The sequence below is a fragment of the Mycobacterium sp. URHB0021 genome (assembly GCF_054057895.1).
On record NZ_JBSRZT010000002.1, the window covers coordinates 1,721,046 to 1,737,022 of the forward strand.

General features: G+C 66.8%; 15 protein-coding genes and 3 pseudogenes. 11 read left to right on the top strand and 7 right to left on the bottom strand.

Translation table 11 applies throughout. The features are described from left to right. Positions 1–44 precede the first annotated feature (44 nt). A complete protein-coding gene (locus ACVWWN_RS10760; RefSeq protein ID WP_457143883.1) occupies positions 45–2,855 on the bottom strand; it encodes a helix-turn-helix transcriptional regulator in 2,811 nt (936 codons plus the stop codon). Positions 2,856–3,455: 600 nt separating this feature from the next. Between ACVWWN_RS10760 and ACVWWN_RS10765 the strand changes: the two genes are divergently transcribed. The 4 genes from ACVWWN_RS10765 (at position 3,456) to ACVWWN_RS10780 (ending at position 5,969) form a co-directional block, all read left to right on the top strand. Further along, positions 3,456–4,055: a TetR/AcrR family transcriptional regulator gene (locus tag ACVWWN_RS10765; protein WP_457149075.1), complete on the top strand. Its 600-nt coding sequence runs from the start codon at positions 3,456–3,458 to the stop codon at positions 4,053–4,055. Between the two features lie 315 nt (positions 4,056–4,370). Beyond that, on the top strand, positions 4,371–4,763 hold the full coding sequence (locus ACVWWN_RS10770) for a hypothetical protein (RefSeq protein WP_457143884.1): 393 nt from the start codon (positions 4,371–4,373) through the stop codon (positions 4,761–4,763). Continuing rightward, a complete protein-coding gene (locus ACVWWN_RS10775) occupies positions 4,760–5,053 on the top strand; it encodes an alpha/beta fold hydrolase (protein WP_457143885.1) in 294 nt (97 codons plus the stop codon). Before ACVWWN_RS10770 ends, ACVWWN_RS10775 begins: the two co-directional genes overlap by 4 nt. A gap of 49 nt (positions 5,054–5,102) precedes the next feature. Further along, the gene (locus ACVWWN_RS10780; RefSeq protein ID WP_457143886.1) at positions 5,103–5,969 is read left to right on the top strand and encodes an SDR family NAD(P)-dependent oxidoreductase; all 867 of its coding nucleotides are present in this window, start codon (positions 5,103–5,105) and stop codon (positions 5,967–5,969) included. Here the strand turns inward: ACVWWN_RS10780 and ACVWWN_RS10785 are convergent. Then, a complete protein-coding gene (locus ACVWWN_RS10785) occupies positions 5,933–6,421 on the bottom strand; it encodes a DUF2834 domain-containing protein (protein ID WP_457143887.1) in 489 nt (162 codons plus the stop codon). The two genes, ACVWWN_RS10780 and ACVWWN_RS10785, sit on opposite strands and share 37 nt — an antisense overlap. 69 nt (positions 6,422–6,490) lie before the next feature. On the opposite strand from ACVWWN_RS10785, the gene ACVWWN_RS10790 reads away from it, so the two are divergent. From ACVWWN_RS10790 to ACVWWN_RS10800, 3 genes and pseudogenes are all read left to right on the top strand, one after another. Then, complete coding sequence (locus ACVWWN_RS10790; protein WP_457143888.1) at positions 6,491–7,090, top strand: TetR/AcrR family transcriptional regulator; 600 nt, start codon at positions 6,491–6,493, stop codon at positions 7,088–7,090. A 47-nt stretch (positions 7,091–7,137) separates the two neighbouring features. Next, positions 7,138–8,551, top strand: a pseudogene (locus tag ACVWWN_RS10795) (phytoene desaturase family protein). Positions 8,552–8,596: 45 nt separating this feature from the next. Further along, the gene (locus ACVWWN_RS10800) at positions 8,597–9,577 is read left to right on the top strand and encodes an NAD-dependent epimerase/dehydratase family protein (protein ID WP_457143889.1); all 981 of its coding nucleotides are present in this window, start codon (positions 8,597–8,599) and stop codon (positions 9,575–9,577) included. On the opposite strand, the gene ACVWWN_RS10805 is transcribed toward ACVWWN_RS10800, so the two are convergent. From ACVWWN_RS10805 to ACVWWN_RS10820, 4 genes are read right to left on the bottom strand one after another with little or no spacing between them, the layout of a single operon-like run. Further along, on the bottom strand, positions 9,574–9,720 hold the full coding sequence (locus ACVWWN_RS10805; protein ID WP_457143890.1) for a hypothetical protein: 147 nt from the start codon (positions 9,718–9,720) through the stop codon (positions 9,574–9,576). The genes ACVWWN_RS10800 and ACVWWN_RS10805 overlap by 4 nt on opposite strands. Next, positions 9,717–10,661: a cation diffusion facilitator family transporter gene (locus ACVWWN_RS10810; RefSeq protein WP_457143891.1), complete on the bottom strand. Its 945-nt coding sequence runs from the start codon at positions 10,659–10,661 to the stop codon at positions 9,717–9,719. Before ACVWWN_RS10810 ends, ACVWWN_RS10805 begins: the two co-directional genes overlap by 4 nt. Before the next feature lie 6 nt (positions 10,662–10,667). Continuing rightward, complete coding sequence (locus tag ACVWWN_RS10815; RefSeq protein WP_457143892.1) at positions 10,668–11,021, bottom strand: UBP-type zinc finger domain-containing protein; 354 nt, start codon at positions 11,019–11,021, stop codon at positions 10,668–10,670. Positions 11,022–11,031: 10 nt separating this feature from the next. Next, the gene (locus ACVWWN_RS10820) at positions 11,032–11,973 is read right to left on the bottom strand and encodes a GlxA family transcriptional regulator (protein ID WP_457149076.1); all 942 of its coding nucleotides are present in this window, start codon (positions 11,971–11,973) and stop codon (positions 11,032–11,034) included. A gap of 80 nt (positions 11,974–12,053) precedes the next feature. On the opposite strand from ACVWWN_RS10820, the gene ACVWWN_RS10825 reads away from it, so the two are divergent. From ACVWWN_RS10825 to ACVWWN_RS10840, 4 genes and pseudogenes are all read left to right on the top strand, one after another. Then, positions 12,054–12,497: an SRPBCC family protein gene (locus tag ACVWWN_RS10825; protein ID WP_457143893.1), complete on the top strand. Its 444-nt coding sequence runs from the start codon at positions 12,054–12,056 to the stop codon at positions 12,495–12,497. Between the two features lie 142 nt (positions 12,498–12,639). Next, a pseudogene (locus ACVWWN_RS10830) lies at positions 12,640–12,878 on the top strand (CoA transferase); the annotation flags it as partial. Positions 12,879–12,936: 58 nt separating this feature from the next. Continuing rightward, positions 12,937–13,380, top strand: a complete 444-nt coding sequence (locus ACVWWN_RS10835) for an SRPBCC family protein (protein WP_457143894.1) — start codon at positions 12,937–12,939, stop codon at positions 13,378–13,380. A 74-nt stretch (positions 13,381–13,454) separates the two neighbouring features. Continuing rightward, entirely contained in the window at positions 13,455–14,387 is a 933-nt protein-coding gene (locus tag ACVWWN_RS10840) for an LLM class F420-dependent oxidoreductase (RefSeq protein ID WP_457143895.1), read from the top strand. Positions 14,388–14,596: 209 nt separating this feature from the next. Here the strand turns inward: ACVWWN_RS10840 and ACVWWN_RS10845 are convergent. Further along, positions 14,597–15,893, bottom strand: a pseudogene (locus ACVWWN_RS10845) (DUF222 domain-containing protein). Between the last annotated feature and the right edge of the window lie 84 nt (positions 15,894–15,977).

Here is a 15,977-nt window from a genome sequence, read left to right on the forward strand (position 1 = left end):
GAGGGGTCAGGGCGGTGACTACCGGGCCTCGGGCGAGTGGCGGCTTAGTCGGCCGAGCGGCCACCGAGGCTACGCATCGACCGTGTCAACTGGACGCGAGAGTTGACGCCAAGTTTGGCGAATGCGTTGCGCACATGGGACTTGACGGTATTCAGCGAAATGTGTAATTGCTCGGCGACATCGGTGTTCGTCGCCCCGTCGGCCACGAGGCTGACCACTTTCCGCTCGGCATCGGTGAGGCTGTCCCAGCCGGTCGTCTCGCGCTGATGGTTGCTGATGCGCCGCTGCACGCCCAACCGACGCAACATCCGGGCGACTCCGTGGGCGTCCGCCATCGCCTCGGACTCGACATATATATCGAACGCGTAGTTGAACTGCTCGACCGCACGGGCGTTGCTACCCGTCTGCGTCAGAACCGCGCCGGCATCCGCTGCAGCGCAGGCGGACAACAGCGGGCGAGCCATGCGCAACGCGTCCGCGGCGTCCACCAGGGCGACGGCGTCGCGTTCCAGTATTCCCCGGGTATGCCGAATCACCGCCGAGAACAAGGGAACCGCGGTGCTGTCGCGCTCAAGCAGTTCAACACTGCGAAGGGCTCGTGCTCGTAATCCCGCATCGCCGGCGGCCGCCGCCACCCGCGCAGTAAGGATCAATTGGTCAAAAGCATTCGACCATAGCGGATTGAGCACCTGTCCGGTATCGCAGCTCAACCAGCGCACGGCTTCATGCACGCCGCCGCAATCCCATGCCGCCAGAGCGAGTACATACGCCGCGCCTCTGTTCACCAAGGTTGAGCCGACGGGATCAGCGCCACGCGCCCAGACAACTGATTCCTGCAACAGCTTCCTATCGCCGACGTGGGCGGCGACCTCGGCCAGGATCAGCCAGCGGTTCATGCTCATCTCGCTCACCACACCCCACAGTGGCGGTGCCACCGCTTCCAAAGTCGCGCGCGCGGCGGACAAGCGTCCGGCAGCCAGGTGGATCATCGCGCCCTGCGGCGCCCAAACGGCGGACGCCATGCCGCCGCCTTCGCGACGTGCTATCTCAACCCCGTGCGTCATCACCGCTTCGGCTTCCTCAGCGCGGCCGATGAAAGTCAACAAGTTGGCCCGGTGGATCTGGGCCAGCGCACCGGCGAAGGTGGGATCGTCACGGTCATCGCGCAGGTCGAGGCTATCGATCCGCTGCAGGGCGCGCAATGCGTACCCCTCGACGTAATCACTGATAGCAAGCGATATCTCGCAGATGATCCGGCTTTCCGGATCGCCCGTGGCCTCGGCGACGGCGAGGGCCTGGGTGATCACCGACTCATCGAAAGGCAAACCGCTGACGGCATGGTTGCATGCCAGCCAGGCCTGATGACGCGCCCGGGTGACATCGCTGATCTGACTCAACTGCAGCGCGCGGCGGTTTTCCGCGACGCGTTGCTCCACTGCATCTGCGGCCGTTGGTGTGCGCAGCCGCGCTTGCGCTTCCTCCTCGGGTGACAGTTGCGCCAGCATGGCAACCGCCAGCTCATCGGCCTCCTGATAACGGGCGGACCGGTTCAGCAGCCCAACGGTTTCCGCCAGCAGTGCTCCGCGCAGGGAGTCTTCGGCGGGCAGCAACTCGAGAGCTCGCCGGCTCAGATCGGCAGCCCCACTCTTGTCACTGTTAGCCATGGATCGAGCGGCTTCGCGTAACGCTGCGATAGCCGCCTGGTCACCGACATCGGCGCTGCGCGCCAACTGGGTGGCCACTTCCGCCGGCGCGGCGCCCATCTCCAGCATGACTGCTGCGGATTGACGTTCGACGGCGCGGCGCAGGGATGGCGGCAGCGATTGCCGTGTCGCTTCTCGTAGCAGGTCATGACGAAACCTCAACCGGTCGCCGTCCTCCGCGAGCAGGTCTGCACGCACGGCCTCTTCAACGGCCGAGACCAGAACCGCAGGCCGTCTCTCCAACATTTGCGCCAATAGTGCGGCGGTGAAAAGGTCGGGCAGTACCGCGGCGACCTGTACCACTTCCTTTGTCGCATCGGACAGAGCGTCCAATCGCTGTCTCATGTTCGCGCTCAGCCGTCGGGGCAATGTTTCACCGGTGGCGACGGCGCACCCGCGGCTGATGCGCAGCCGGCTTTCCTCGTTCAGGCCGCCGAGCAGCTCGGTGACCAGGAACGGGTTGCCGTGGGCCTTCTCGGCCAGATTGAGCAGGGTGACATCGGCGCGGGCCCGGACGGCATCTTCAATCATGTCGATCACTCCGCTGCGCGGCATGGCAGACAACCGGACGAACGCCGCGCCCTGGCGCTCCAACTCGCTGATGGTGTCCCGGACCGCCGGACCGCCGGCACCGGTCCGCGCGCTGAGCATCCACAGCACCGGCGAGTCGCCCGGCGTCGCCGTCAGCGCCCGCAGCGCCAATAGCGTGCCGGTATCGGCCCAGTGGATGTCCTCGAGCAGGATGAGCAGCGGGGTTTGCGCCGCAGCAGCGCGAATTGCGCGGTGAAGATCGTGGACAACCCAATAGCGGAGGTCGGCCGAACTGCCCAGCCCGCGCAGCGCTTCCTCGTCGCCGACTGGCGGGTCGGCGTGCAGCGTGGCCGTGAACAACGAGAAGAACGGCACTGTCTGCTGGTACTCGTAGGCTTGTCCGAACAACGTTCGTATCCCCGCCTTCTCTGCGAGGATCCTCGATTCGGTCATCAGGCGGCTTTTGCCGATGCCCGGCGGCCCCTCGACAACCAGGACGCCGCCCTGGCCCTGCGCGAGTTTCGCGACCAGCGCGCCGATCACCTCTAGTTCGGCCGCCCGCCCGCGAATCGGACGCGATTTCTCCCCGGTAGAGGTCCGGGTGTAGTCCGGCGAAGTCATCAGTGGTTCATCTCCGACTCGACACCAGCTGTGTGCACAGCCACGACGCGCCCTCGAGCACGCCGCGTTCTGGTGGACGACCGGTCAGCCCTGTCGCTGAGCCGCCTTGCGACGGTGTCGACATGAACAACGACGTTAGCCGAGTCGCCACTCCCGGCGGAGAAATATCGCCAGCCCCCAGTCGCACGCCTCCGGAGCGTCACGCCGGCGTGACCGTCGAGCTCAGAGCAGCCCGAGTTGCCCGAGGTCGGCGAGTGGTTCGGAACCGGTGCAGCAATCGCGCCGAGGCGCGACCGCCGGGTCCGTGGTGAACTCGCGGAGTCGTTCCCCAGTGCGGACCGGTTTTCATACGCTTCGATCACGGTTTGCAGGATCTCGGCGAGCCGCATGCCGGGGTGGCGCACCGCCTCGAGCACGTCGTTGCGGGGTTCGGCCGCGCTGAACTGCGGGTCGTTGTCATACCTTGTCCGTCGCACTCCGCGAATGTGACGTTGTACACATCCGCCGTGGGAGGCGATGGCGGCTTGCCCTCCGTCGGAGAAATCCTCAAGAACCGGCCATCTGATACTCAGCAAAGTGTCTCGGTACGATGCCCCTGACATGGGACGCGCCGACGACGCCAAGGGCAACTTTCGCCAGCGGCTTCTGCGTGCGCTCGAAACGGCGATCGCCGAGGACGGGTACTCGCGAACGACGGTTTCGGACATCGTGCGCCGGGCCAGGACCTCCCGGCGCACCTTCTACGAGCACTTCGACAGTCGAGAAGCGTGCTTCGTCGCGCTGCTCACCGAGGCCAACGCCGATCAGGTCAATCAGATCGCCGCCGCGGTCGACCCCACCGCGCCGTGGCGCAGACAGGTCCGGCAGGCCGTCGAGGCCTGGATATCCTCGGGCGAATCCCGGGCCCCGCTGATGGTGAGCTGGATCCGCGATGTTCCCTCGCTCGGGAACGCGGCACGCCGGTTGCAGCGTGATGCGATGGAGAACTTCATCGAGATGGTCCAGGCCCTCGGCGAGAGCGATGAGTTCCGTGCGGCGGGGATCGGGCCGGTATCGCGGCCGCGCATCATCATGTTGCTCGGCGGGCTACAGGAACTGACCGCGATCACTGTCGAAGAGGGCGGGCGGATGAGCGACGTCACCGACGATGCGGTCGATGCCTCCATTGCCCTGCTGACGCCCGCACCGCCCGCCGACTGATCCCTCTCCCCCCTGGCAAGGCTTGTCATCGCCGGTACCGTCACGTACCGTGTCGTGGTACCGAGTAGTACCGCGACAGGGGTGACGACATGGCCGAAGCGAACTGCGACCCCGTGCGTCAGCTTCCGGGAGCGCGCATCCCGAGGGCTTTGGTCGGCCGGGCCTGCCCTCACCATGCGTCACCGGGCCGTCACCGCGGTCGAGCGCCGGTATGGCAGCACGTTCACACTACGGTTGCCGATTTTTGGTCGCGTCCAACCTCGGCAGCGTGGCAAGCGGATCGCCCGCTACGGGGCACTCATCGAGGAGGAACTGATGCGCGAAATCGGGAGCTGGCCGGAAGGCCGCGAGTTCGGAACCCTTGAGCTGATGATGTGGATCACGCTCAACGCCTTCCCGCGCGCGGTGTTCGGCGCACAGGGAACGGCTTCCGACGAACTGCGTCAAATGCTGCCGCCGATGGTGCCGTTGCTTGAAACGACCGCCACCACCCTGCCCTGGGCGATCCCACGCCTGCGCAGGCATCCGCGGTTGCTCGCACGCCTGACCACCGAGCCGGACGCGGGCGGATCCGGCCTCCGTCAGGCCACCATCTGGGAGGTTCGGCGCACCCGCCCGGTCATCGACGCGCCGGCGCGGGCGGCCCGCCGGCGTGACCCGGCCGGCCGGCCGGTGATGCGGCGGGATGCCGAAAGGGTTTCGGTGTGACGGGGGCCGAGGCGATCGCCGACGACGGTCGCGGCATCCGGATCTGTTACGACCAGACGGGCGACCCCGGCGATCCGCCGGTTCTGTTGATCGCCGGACTCGGGCAGCAATTGCATTCGTGGCCCGACGACTTCACCGCAGCGCTGGCCGCTCGTGGTCATCGGGTGACCCGGTTCGACAACCGGGACGCGGGGCTGTCCACCCACATGGGTTACCGGCCGCCGAACCCGGTGGCGATGCTCCGTGGCGGCGCCGCCCGTCGCCAATACCACCTGGGATCCTCGACCTGATCACCGCGCACTCGCGGACTGTGACCCACCTCGAACGCAAGGAGCGAGCATGACGAAACGCACGATCAGCGGCCGTACGGTCGTCATCACCGGTGCGGCGTCCGGCATCGGCCGGGCGCTGGCGCACCGGCTTTCGGCGCACAGCTGTCCTGTTGCCATCGCCGATGTCGACGAGAACGGCCTGAAGGAGACCGAGGCGTCCCTGCCGGGGCCGTCCTTCGTCCGGGTGCTCGACGTCCGCGACGCCGCCGCCCAGCGTGACTTCGCCGGCGACGTGGCCCAGTGGGCGCCGAAGCCGATCGGGGCGGTGTTCAACAACGCCGGGGTCGCGGTCGCCTCCAGTGTGCTCGATTCGGTTGCCGAGGACGACGACTGGCTGTGGGACATCAACTTCCACGGCGTCGTCAACGGGACGAGAGCCTTCCTGCCAATCCTGGTCGAACAGAACGAAGGCGCGATCGTGAACACGTCCAGCGTGTTCGGGCTGGTGGGGATGCCGAACCAGAGCGCCTACTGCTCAGCCAAATTCGCGGTCCGCGGCTTCACCGACTCGCTGCGGCAGGAACTGCGTGGCACCGGCGTCACCGCCATCAACGTGCACCCCGGCGGAATCAACACCAACATCGTGCGCAACGCCCGGTTTCGTAGAGATCCCGACGGGCGCGGGCGTTCGCAGGAGCAGATGGCCCAGGAGTTCGCCGCGCTCACCATGACCGAACCGGACAAGGCCGCCGCGATCATTCATCGCGGTGTGGAGCAGGGCAAGGCGCGCATCCTGGTGGGCCCGGACGCGCACATGTTCGACATCCTGGGCCGGGTGACGCCGACGCGGTACTACGACGTGCTCGGCAGACTCATGTCGGTGTTGCGCAGTCGCGGTCAGGCGGCCGCCTTGACCTCGAGCGCCGATCGCTGATGTTGACGTTCGACGGTAGCCAGATAGAACGCCCAAGCGAACGCCGAGCTCGCAAAGAGGATGAACCCGATGTACAGCCAGGCATTCCTGATGCCTCTTCTCCGGCCGTCGACGATCGCCCACACCGGGAAGATGAGCAGGCTCATGATCGTGTAATCCTGGCTCGCCGAACTGGCGGCGGGGTTGTCATAACCGAGCGCAATGAACTCTGACCAGCTGCCCGGGCCCCAGATGAAATTGTGTAGTCCGCCGTGCGGTGCGTATGCCGCGACGTACTCGTTGTTGAAGTAGTAGCCGAGCAGAACCGACGCGATCCCGACGACGTAGTAGAAGAGCTCCAGCTTGGTGACCCGAGGTCTCGACGGGTAACGCTGGAAGATTCCCGGATTCGTCTTGACGATGAGGGCCAATACGGCAAACCCGATGACGAGGTGGACGATCAGCGAAACCATGCAGCGGAGTCTCTTTGTCAGACAATGTTTTGTCAATATTGACACAACTGCGTGCGGTACCTTACGCAGATGGCCCGGCCAGCACAGACGGCGCGAAGCGAGCGCACCCGCGAGGCGTTGCGGCGGGCGGCGCTGGTGAGATTCCTCGCGCAAGGTGTCGACGACACGTCGGCCGAGCAGATCGCGGCCGACGCCGGTGTATCACTGCGAACCTTCTACCGCCACTTCACGTCGAAGCACGACCTGCTGTTCGCCGACTACGACGCCGGCCTGCAGTGGTTCCGCGCTGCGCTGGCGGCGCGCTCGCCCGGTGAATCGATCATCGAGTCGGTGCAGGCCGCCGTCCTGGAGTCGTCGCCGTACGAGGACTGGGCGGTCACCAAGATTGCCTCGTTGCGCGCCCAGGAACTCGATCCGGGGCGAATCGTGCGGCACCTCCGCCAGGTCGAGGCCTACTTCGCCGAGGCGATCGAGGAGCACTTGGCGGGTGACAACCCGCCCGCGGCGGGTACCGACGATCGGATGCACATCGCCGTCACCGCCCGGTGCATCGCCGCCGCGGTGTTCGGGGCGATGGAGGTCTGGATGTTGGGGGAAGAGCACTCGCTGCCGGAGTTGGCCCGGCTGTGCCGGGAAGCCCTGGAGACCGTCGCCAAGGGGATCAGCTAAGTCTCGTCATTATTGGCAAAACTTCGGCACCATGGCAGCCTCAGCCGATGGCGGACTCCGACGCGATTGTCGTAGGCGCGCGTCATAACGGGCTGACCTCTGCCGTGCTTCTCCAGAACGCGGGGCTGCGCACGGCCTGCCTCGACTCCAAGCTCCATGCCGGGGGCATGGCCTCCACTGTGGAGCTGTTCGACGGCTACAGGTTCGAGATCGCGGGCTCGGTGCAGATTCCCACGTCGGGCGCCGTGAGCCGCGAACTCGGCCTCGACACGCTGCCCACGGTCGGCCTCGACGTGATGTCGGTGTCCCTGCGCGGCGTCGGCCACGAACCCCTCATCTACTACACCGATCCGATAAGGGTGCTCACGCACATCAACGAGGTGCACGGCGCCGAAGCGGTCAACGGGTTGGCCGGCCTGATGGCCTGCTGCCAGGCGCCGGCGCGGGCGCTCGGGCGATTCGAAGCCGGCCATCCACTGAAGACCCTCGATGAGATGTATGCCTGTCCACAAACGAATTCGAGCGATCGACAATCAGCGATCCGCTGTTCGGGTCGGTGACCGACGTGCTCGACCGCTACCCGCCGGACCGTGAGAAGCACGGCGCGCTGCGGGGCATGCTCTCGCTCCTGGCGGTGAACACCACCTACCGCGGGCCCGCCACCCTGGGCACCGCCGCGGCATCGGCGTATGGGTTCGCGGTCCCGGACAAGAACGCGCTGTTGGTCAAGAAGTTGCGAGGCAGTATCGGCGCACTGACGTCACCCCGGTGCGACGCATTCGGTTTCGCCGGAGGCGAACTGCGACTGCAGCAAGGTCGAGGAGATCGTCGTCGCCGAGGGCCGGGCCGCGGGAATCCGTCAGCGTGAGTCGGGAACGACCGCGGAGACCACGATCGCCGCCCCTACGAAATGCTCAATGACCCTGCGCTGCAGTCGAAAGCGGCATCTTCAGTACCCCCGAGGAGCTGCAGCAGCAGTGGGAGAACTGCCGGCGGCGCGGCATCGTGCCCGCCGATCCGGCCATCGCGTTGCAGATCCCGTCGGTCAACGATCCCGCCCTGGCGCCCTGGGCTAAGCATGCGGCCTCGGCATTTTCGCTGTGGTTTCCCGTCGAGGAGACATAGTCGAGCTATGGCGAGATGAAGGTGGAGATGGGGCGGCGGGTGATCGAAAAGATCACCCGGCTGGCTCCAGATTTCGAGAGCCTGATCCTGCGGCATACCACCTTCACGCCAAAGCGCATGGGCACCATGTTCGGCGCACCCGGCGGCGACTACTGCCACGGCCCGATCCACCCGGAACAGATGGGCCCCAATCGTCCGGGCCCGAAAGGTTATGTCGATCAGCCAATCCCGATCGACGGGCTCTACCTTGCCAGCGCAGGTTGTCACGGCGGGCCCGGCATCACTTTCATCCCCGGCTACAACGCGGCCAAGCAGGCACTGGCCGATAATTCCTGACTTCGACGTTGTTTGTCGACGGACCTGGCCGGGAATGCCCCGTGCATGGGACTGACGGTGGCCGTCACGGGGCCCACTGGGGAAATCGGCATCTCCGCGGTTGAGGCGCTCGAGCGAACACCCGACATCGCCCGGATCCTCGGCATGGCGCGACGCCCGTTCGACCCGGCCGAGCACGGATGGACCAAAACCGAGTACCGGCAGGGCGACATCCTCGACCGAGAAGCCGTTGACGATTTCGTCGCCGACGCCGACGTGGTCATCCACCTGGCATTCATCATCATGGGCTCGCGGGAAGAGAGCGCGAGGATCAACGTCACGGGCACCCGCAATGTCTTCGAGGCCACGGTGGCGGCTCGACGGCCCCGCCGGCTGGTGTACACGTCGTCGGTGGCCGCGTACGGCTACCACTCGGATAACCCGGTGCCCATCACCGAAGACGTGGCCCCGCGGGGTTCGCCCGAGCATTATTATTCCGAGCAGAAGGCGCTGTGTGAGGCGGTGCTCCAGGACGTCACCGGTGGTTCGTCGCTCGAGGTCTACATACTGCGGCCCTGCATCGTCGCGGGCCCCAAGGCGCCTGCGCTGGCGGAGGCGATGCCGTGGAACCAACTGCCCGGCCCCGTCAAGCGGGTGGCTCAGGCGTTGCCGCTCCTGATTCCCCCTTTCCCGGATCCCGGGACCCCGCTGCAACTCGTCCATCACGACGATGTCGCGGCGGCAATCGCCTTGGCCACAACGACTTCCGCGCCGCCGGGGGCCTACAACATCGCTGCCGACGGCGTGCTGTCCATGTCGGAGGTTGCACACGCGCTCGGTGTGGGATCCATCCGGGTGCCGCGAATCGCCGCCTCCGCGGCATCAGAACTGATCGCGAGATTGCCGTTCGTGCCGTCGGCACTGGAGTGGCTGCACGTGGGTCGGACCTCGGTAGTGATGGACGTCAGCAAAGCCAAGAGCCAGTTGGGCTGGCAACCCGAATACAGCGCCCCTCAGACGCTGGCGGCGCTTGCCGAATCGATCTAGGCGGAGCCGTCGGCGGTGGCGCCACCCTCGTCCGACCAGTCGGAGCGGTCAACATCACCCTTGGCCGGATCGCTGAGCACGTCGTCGTCGGCGCCTTCGGCACCGGCATCGGACTCGGCGGTCTCGGGTTTCTTGCCGTTCACCGGTCTGGAGTACCCTCGCTGTCCGGTTCGGAAACGGTGAGCACGGCATCGACGACGAGCGGGTTCACCTCCAGCCGGCGCTCCAGGCCACCCAGCGTGCGGGCCACCGACGATTCGGCGTCATCGCCGACCAGATCCACCCGTGCCACGATGAAAAGCTGCTTGGGGCCGACGAATTCGATCCGCAGGTCTCGCAGCGCGGCTATCTCCGGCATGGCCACGATCTCTTCGGAAACCGCTTCCCGTACTCGCGGGGGACCGGGCTCACCGGTGAGAAAGATGCGGTTGCGGTCGATGAGCAGCAGTGCGACCGCGCCGAGCAGGACGCCGATCAGGATCGAACCTGCGGCGTCCCACACGATGGAGCCGGTCAGCTGGTGCAGGCCGATGCCGAGGGCGGCGATCACGACGCCGATCAGTGCCGCACTGTCTTCGGCGAAAACCGCCCGCAGCGTCGGGTCCGAGGTGTCCAGCGCGTATTCGAGCACGTCGCGCTCGTACTGTCGGGCCTCCCTGCGCAGCTGACGAACCGCCTGCAGCCATGAGATTCCCTCCAGCACAAAGGCGATGGCCAGCACCAGATAGGCAACCCGGTAGTCCTCACCTCGGGGGTCGGGCTCGTGGAGCAGTTCGTTGACGCCCCGCCAGATCGACACCGTCGCGCCGACCACGAACAGTCCGACGGCGGCCAGCAGCGACCAGACGTACGCTTCGCGGCCGTACCCCAGCGGTCTGCGGACGTCGGGCTCTCGGGCACTGCGCCGATCGGCGACGAGCAGGAAGATCTCGTTGCCGGTGTCGGCCCAGGAGTGCGCCGCCTCAGCCGCCATCGACGCCGAACCGGACAGCATGGCCGCCGCGGTCTTTGCGATCGCGATCGCGAGATTGGCGCTGAACGCGACGATGACGGTAAGCGTGCTGTCGCCGCCCGTCTTCACCACGTCAGGTCACCCGTCGCGCGACCGAAGTTGGGCGGCCCAGTCGCTGGGCACCCGGTCGCGCGGCCCGGGGACCGGCTGGTCGGGGGGGTGAGATTCGGGCGCCGCGAGTTCCGGACCGTCGTAATACTCGTTGGTGTCGAAGTTCCAGAACCAGTCCTCGCCCGGTTCGAAGGACCGGATGATTGGGTGTCCGGTGTCGCGCCAGTGTGCCGAGGCGTGCCGTGCCAGCGAGTCGTCGCAACATCCGATGTGCCCGCACGCCGCGCAGCGCCGCAGGTGCACCCACCAGCCTGCGGCCGCGTCGCATTCGGCGCAACCGGTGCCGCTCGGAGGAACCGTGGGATCGATGGCAGCGGTCATGGGAGCGACCCTAGCGATTCGCTCCGGTCGAGGCGAACCGATCCCGATACGCCCGCGGCGAGATCCCCAACTCGCGGACGAACACCCGCCGCAGTGTCTCGGCGCTCCCGAAACCCGCCATGCCTGCGGCGTCGGCCACCGACCGGCCCGCGTCCAGCGCTGCGCGAGCCGCGTCGATGCGGATCGTCTCGACATAGCGTGCCGGCGTGGTGCCGAGTTCGGTGTGGAACAGCCTGGTGAGCTGGCGGGTGCTCAACGACGCCTGTGCGGCAAGGGCTTTCACGCTGTGCTCGGCGGCTGGATCGGACGCGATGATGTCGGTGACGGCGCGCAGAGCGGATCGCTGTGGCGGGCGGGCCTCGACCGTCGCCGAGAACTGGGACTGGCCGCCGGCCCGCTTGAGGAAGACCACCAGCGACCGGGCGACGTCCCGGACCAGATCGGCGCCGTGGTCGTCCTCGACGAGCGACAGCGCCAGGTCGATGCCGGCCGACACACCCGCCGACGTGTACACGTCACCATCCCGGACGAAGATGGCGTCCGGCTCGACAGAGATCTGCGGATAGGCCCGCGCCAGCAGTCCGGTGTGGCGCCAGTGGGTGGTGGCGCGGCGCCCGTCCAGAATTCCGGCCCGGGCCAGGATGAATGCCCCGGTGCAGATCGATGCCATCCTCCGCACCCGCGGTTGCAACGCCGTCAACGCATCGACCAGGGCGGGGTCGATCGGACGGCCGACCAGCTCGTCGCCGCCCGAGACGAGCGCGGTATCGGCCCGCTCGACCGCGTCGATCCGGGTGGTGACAGCGAAACTGCTACCGATCGAGGTGGTGACGTCACGACCGTCGACGGACGCGATCACCAGCCGGTATTCGGCGCCGAAGCGATTGGCCTCCGCGAACACCTCCGCCGGGCCGGCGACGTCGAGCAGCTTCATCCCGTCGAAGACGACCATCACGATCACACGCTGGGCGGCCACGGCTCCATTCTGGCGAACTCCCGTCCCGCGGTTTGGCACATCGCTATGGTCGCGCCATGGCTACTAGCGATTCCCGCGAGGTCGTGATCGAGGCGAGCCCGGACGAGATCCTCGACGTCATCGCCGACGTCGAGTCCACTCCGAGCTGGTCATCGCAGTACCAGAGCGCCGAGGTACTGGACTCCTACGACGACGGCCGGCCGCGCCAGGTCAAGATGAAGGTCAAGTCTGCGGGCATCTCCGACGAGCAGGTGGTCGAGTACACCTGGACTGACGACAAGGTGAGCTGGACCCTGGTCTCCGCGGGTCAGCTGAAGGCCCAGGACGCGAGCTACACCCTGACTCGCGACGGCGACAAGACCACGGTGACATTCGACATCACCGTCGACCTGTCGGTGCCGCTTCCGGGCTTCGTGCTCAAGCGCGCGATGAAGGGCGCGATGGAAACCGCCACCGACGGACTGCGCAAGCAGGTCCTGAAGGTGAAAAAGACCGGCTGACTGGAGTCGTCATAATCTCCGCGGGCCGATACCAGGGCTTTTGGGCTCCATAGAGTGGGACTGTCGTGGCCGTTAATTGGACGCTCGGAGGAGATGCGAACCGTCGGCGTTTCCCGACATGCACAGGATCTTCGCGGAGCGGTTTGCGAACAAGACCCGCGATGAGTGGACCGCGATATTCGCCGGTACCGACCCCTGCGTCACACCCGTGCTCACCTGGACGGAAGCGAGACAGGACGAGCACCTGCGGGCGCGGTCGGCGCTGGTGCGGTCCAACGGTGTCGACCAGGCCGCTGCGGCGCCGCATCCTCCCTCACCCCGTCCGGTCCGATCGGCGCGCCTCCTGAGACCACCACATCCATCACCGACATCGACTGGTAGCTGAAGTTAGCTGCAGATTCTCCTGCGCGTGGCCTCGAAGCTAACTAATATTTGCCGAATGGCGCACCGAGCATGGCGTGAAGTCGTTGTGGAGGCCCCGCCCGAGGCGATCATGGACGCCCTCGCCGACGTTGATCAGGTGCCGGAGTGGTCGCCGGTGCACAAGCACACCGAAGTGCTCGACCGGCATCCCGATGGCCGGCCGCACCATGTGAAGGCGACCTTCAAGGTCCTGGGGATCACCGACAACGAACTGCTCGAGTACCACTGGGGTGACGACTGGATGGTGTGGGACGCGGTGAAAACCTTCACGCAGCGCGGCCAGCACGTCGAGTACAACCTCACTTCGGAGGGCGAGGGCAGGACGCGGGTGCGCTTCGACATCATTCTGGATCTGGCGGCGCCAGTACCCCGGTTTCTCATCAAGCGGGCCAAGAAGATTGTGCTCGACGTCGCCACCGAGAGCCTGCGCAAGCGGGTGATGGAGAAATACGCGTCTTAGCGCTCCGGCCGGCAAGCGTTGCGATCCGCCCGAGTCGATCGGAACAACACGGTCAGGGGCCGGTTGGTTCCGGTATGCCGACCGGAGTTTTCCTCTTCGCCAGACCCGATACCGACAACGTCGTCGATGACGTGGTGTCCCAGGCGCGTCGTGCGCATGAACTCGGAGTGCGCCAGATCTGGCTGGGCCAGCAGTTCGACCTCGACGCGATCGCGCTGGCCGGCCTGGTCGGCGCGGCGGTGCCGGGGCTGGGCGTCGGCACCTCGGTGGTGCCGATCAATCCCCGACATCCGCTGATCGTGTCGTCACTGGCCCAGACGGCCCAGGCGGCCGCGCACGGCAACTTCAGCCTCGGGCTCGGACTCGGTTCCCATGAGCCGGAACGCAAGGCGTTCGGCACATCGTGGCCGAACACGATCCAGCGACTGCGAGAACACCTCACGGTGCTGCGGGCCATCTTCGATACCGGCAGCGTGGCCTTCCACGGCGAGGAGATCGTCGCCGACCCCGAATGGCCTGTGGCAGTGGCCGGTGGTTCACCGATCCCGGTCTATGTGGCCGCGATGGGACCGAAAGCGTTGCGGGTGACCGGTGAACTCGCCGACGGCACCCTGCCCTACCTTGCCGGTCCGCGAACGATCGCCGAGTTCATCGAGCCCACGATCAGGAAGGCCGCCGCTGACGCCGGCCGGCCGAAACCCCAAATCATCGCTGCTGTACCGGTTCTGGTGTCCCAACACCCTGACGACCCCAAAGATGTCGCCTCCGCGCGCCAAGTGGCGGTCGACCAACTCGGTTTCTACGAGACCATTCCGTCGTATCAGAAGGTGATCGCGCGCGAGGGCATCGACAGTGTGGCCGATCTCGCGGCCGTGGGGTCCGCGGAATCGGTGCGACGACAGCTGAGGGCCTACCTCGATTCCGGCGCGACCGACGTCGTGCTGAGTCCGTTGGACCGCTCGAAACCCAGCGAGTCACTGTGGGCCGCCGCCGCCTCGCTCGATTAGTGTCCTGTGTCGTTGATTCGGTTGCAGTGTTGAGCGATACCAGCAATTCAACGCCGATGTCCGAGCCTGCATCGACATCTGGGATGACAAGCCGCGACCCTACGGCTGGACCAAGACCGCCGACCGAATTCCTCGCTCTCGACAACCTTGCCATCGTCTACTGCGAATGGCCCTGCGCCGCTGGTGATGACCGGCTGCGGTGGTTGAAGCTAGGTGGGTGGGGGTGGTGGTTGGGGTTGGAAGGGTTGATACCACCACCAGTGGGCGCGTTCGCCGGTGGGTCCCGGACAGGGTGGGACCGCGGGTGGGGGCTGGGTCGGGGGGCGGGCCAGCGATCCGGGGGTCAGGGTGCGGCCGGTGTTGTCGGTGACGCACAACTGGGCTGGGGGTCCGGTGATGGTGATGCCGCCGCGGTGGTGCAGCCGGTGATGGTAGGGGCACAAGCAGCGGCACCAGGTTGTCCAGCTCGGTGGGGCCGCCGTCTTCCCAATGCCAGAGGTGATGAGCATGCAAACCCCGGGTGGCCGCACACCCGGGCACTGCGCAGCTGCGGTCGCGGTGCTCCAGGGCGCGGCGCGGCCGGCGGCTGATCACCCGGGACGCCCGCCCCGCCCCGATCGGCGCCCCGGCGCGTTGGAACCACACCTCGCAGGTGGCATCACAGCTCAGGTAGCGCCGGTCAGCAGCCGACAGCAGCGGCCCCAGATGCAACTGAGCGACCTGGTCTTTCACATCGACGTGTACCCCCACGGTGGTGTGCTGCCCGTGCGGGCGGGCCGCCGCCTCGGCGTCCCAGCCGGCATCGACCAGCCGCAGAAACGCCGCGCCGGTGGACGGGAGCGCCGGCCGCCGCCCGGACGCGTCGCCGCCGGCGGCGTGATCGCGTTTCCACTCGGCGACCAGCGCCTCCCGATGAGACCCCAGGGCCGCGTCGAACTTCGCCGCCTCCAGATGCGGCAACGTGATCCGGTAATAGCAGAACTGCTCATCGGAGGTGGAGCTGATCGAAACCCGCGGCTCCGACTCCGACTCCGGCTCCGGCTCGGGCTCGGGCTGCGGCTGGGGCTGGGCGTCGGGGTCGCGTGGGGGTTCGAGCTTGACCGCGGTGCGCAACTGCGACACCGAGGCGACACGGGCGAACTCCGCATAATGCTCATCGGAGCCATCGGCGGCGCCGCCGGCGATCACCCCGACCTGATCCAACGACAGCCGACCCTCCCGCATCCCCTGCGCGCAGCGCGGAAACACCGGCAACCGGTGCGCGATGGCGGCGATCGTGGCGGCGTTGCCCGACGAGGCGCCCAGCTTCCAGGCCACCAACGCCGCGATCGACCGCGCCCCGGTCGACCCGCACAACCCGTCGTGATCCAACTCCGCGACGATCGCCACAATGCGCCCATCAATGGCATTGCGCTGCCCCGCCAACTCCGACAACTCCCCGAACAACACCTCAACCCGCTCCCCAGCCCGCACCACCGGCACCTCAAGCGAAGCGGTCGAAGACATAACCCCATCATCGCAGCCAGGTCCGACAAATTCGGGCCACCCGAGTCCCGGTCAAGCCATCAGATGCCAACAGGCCCAACCCGA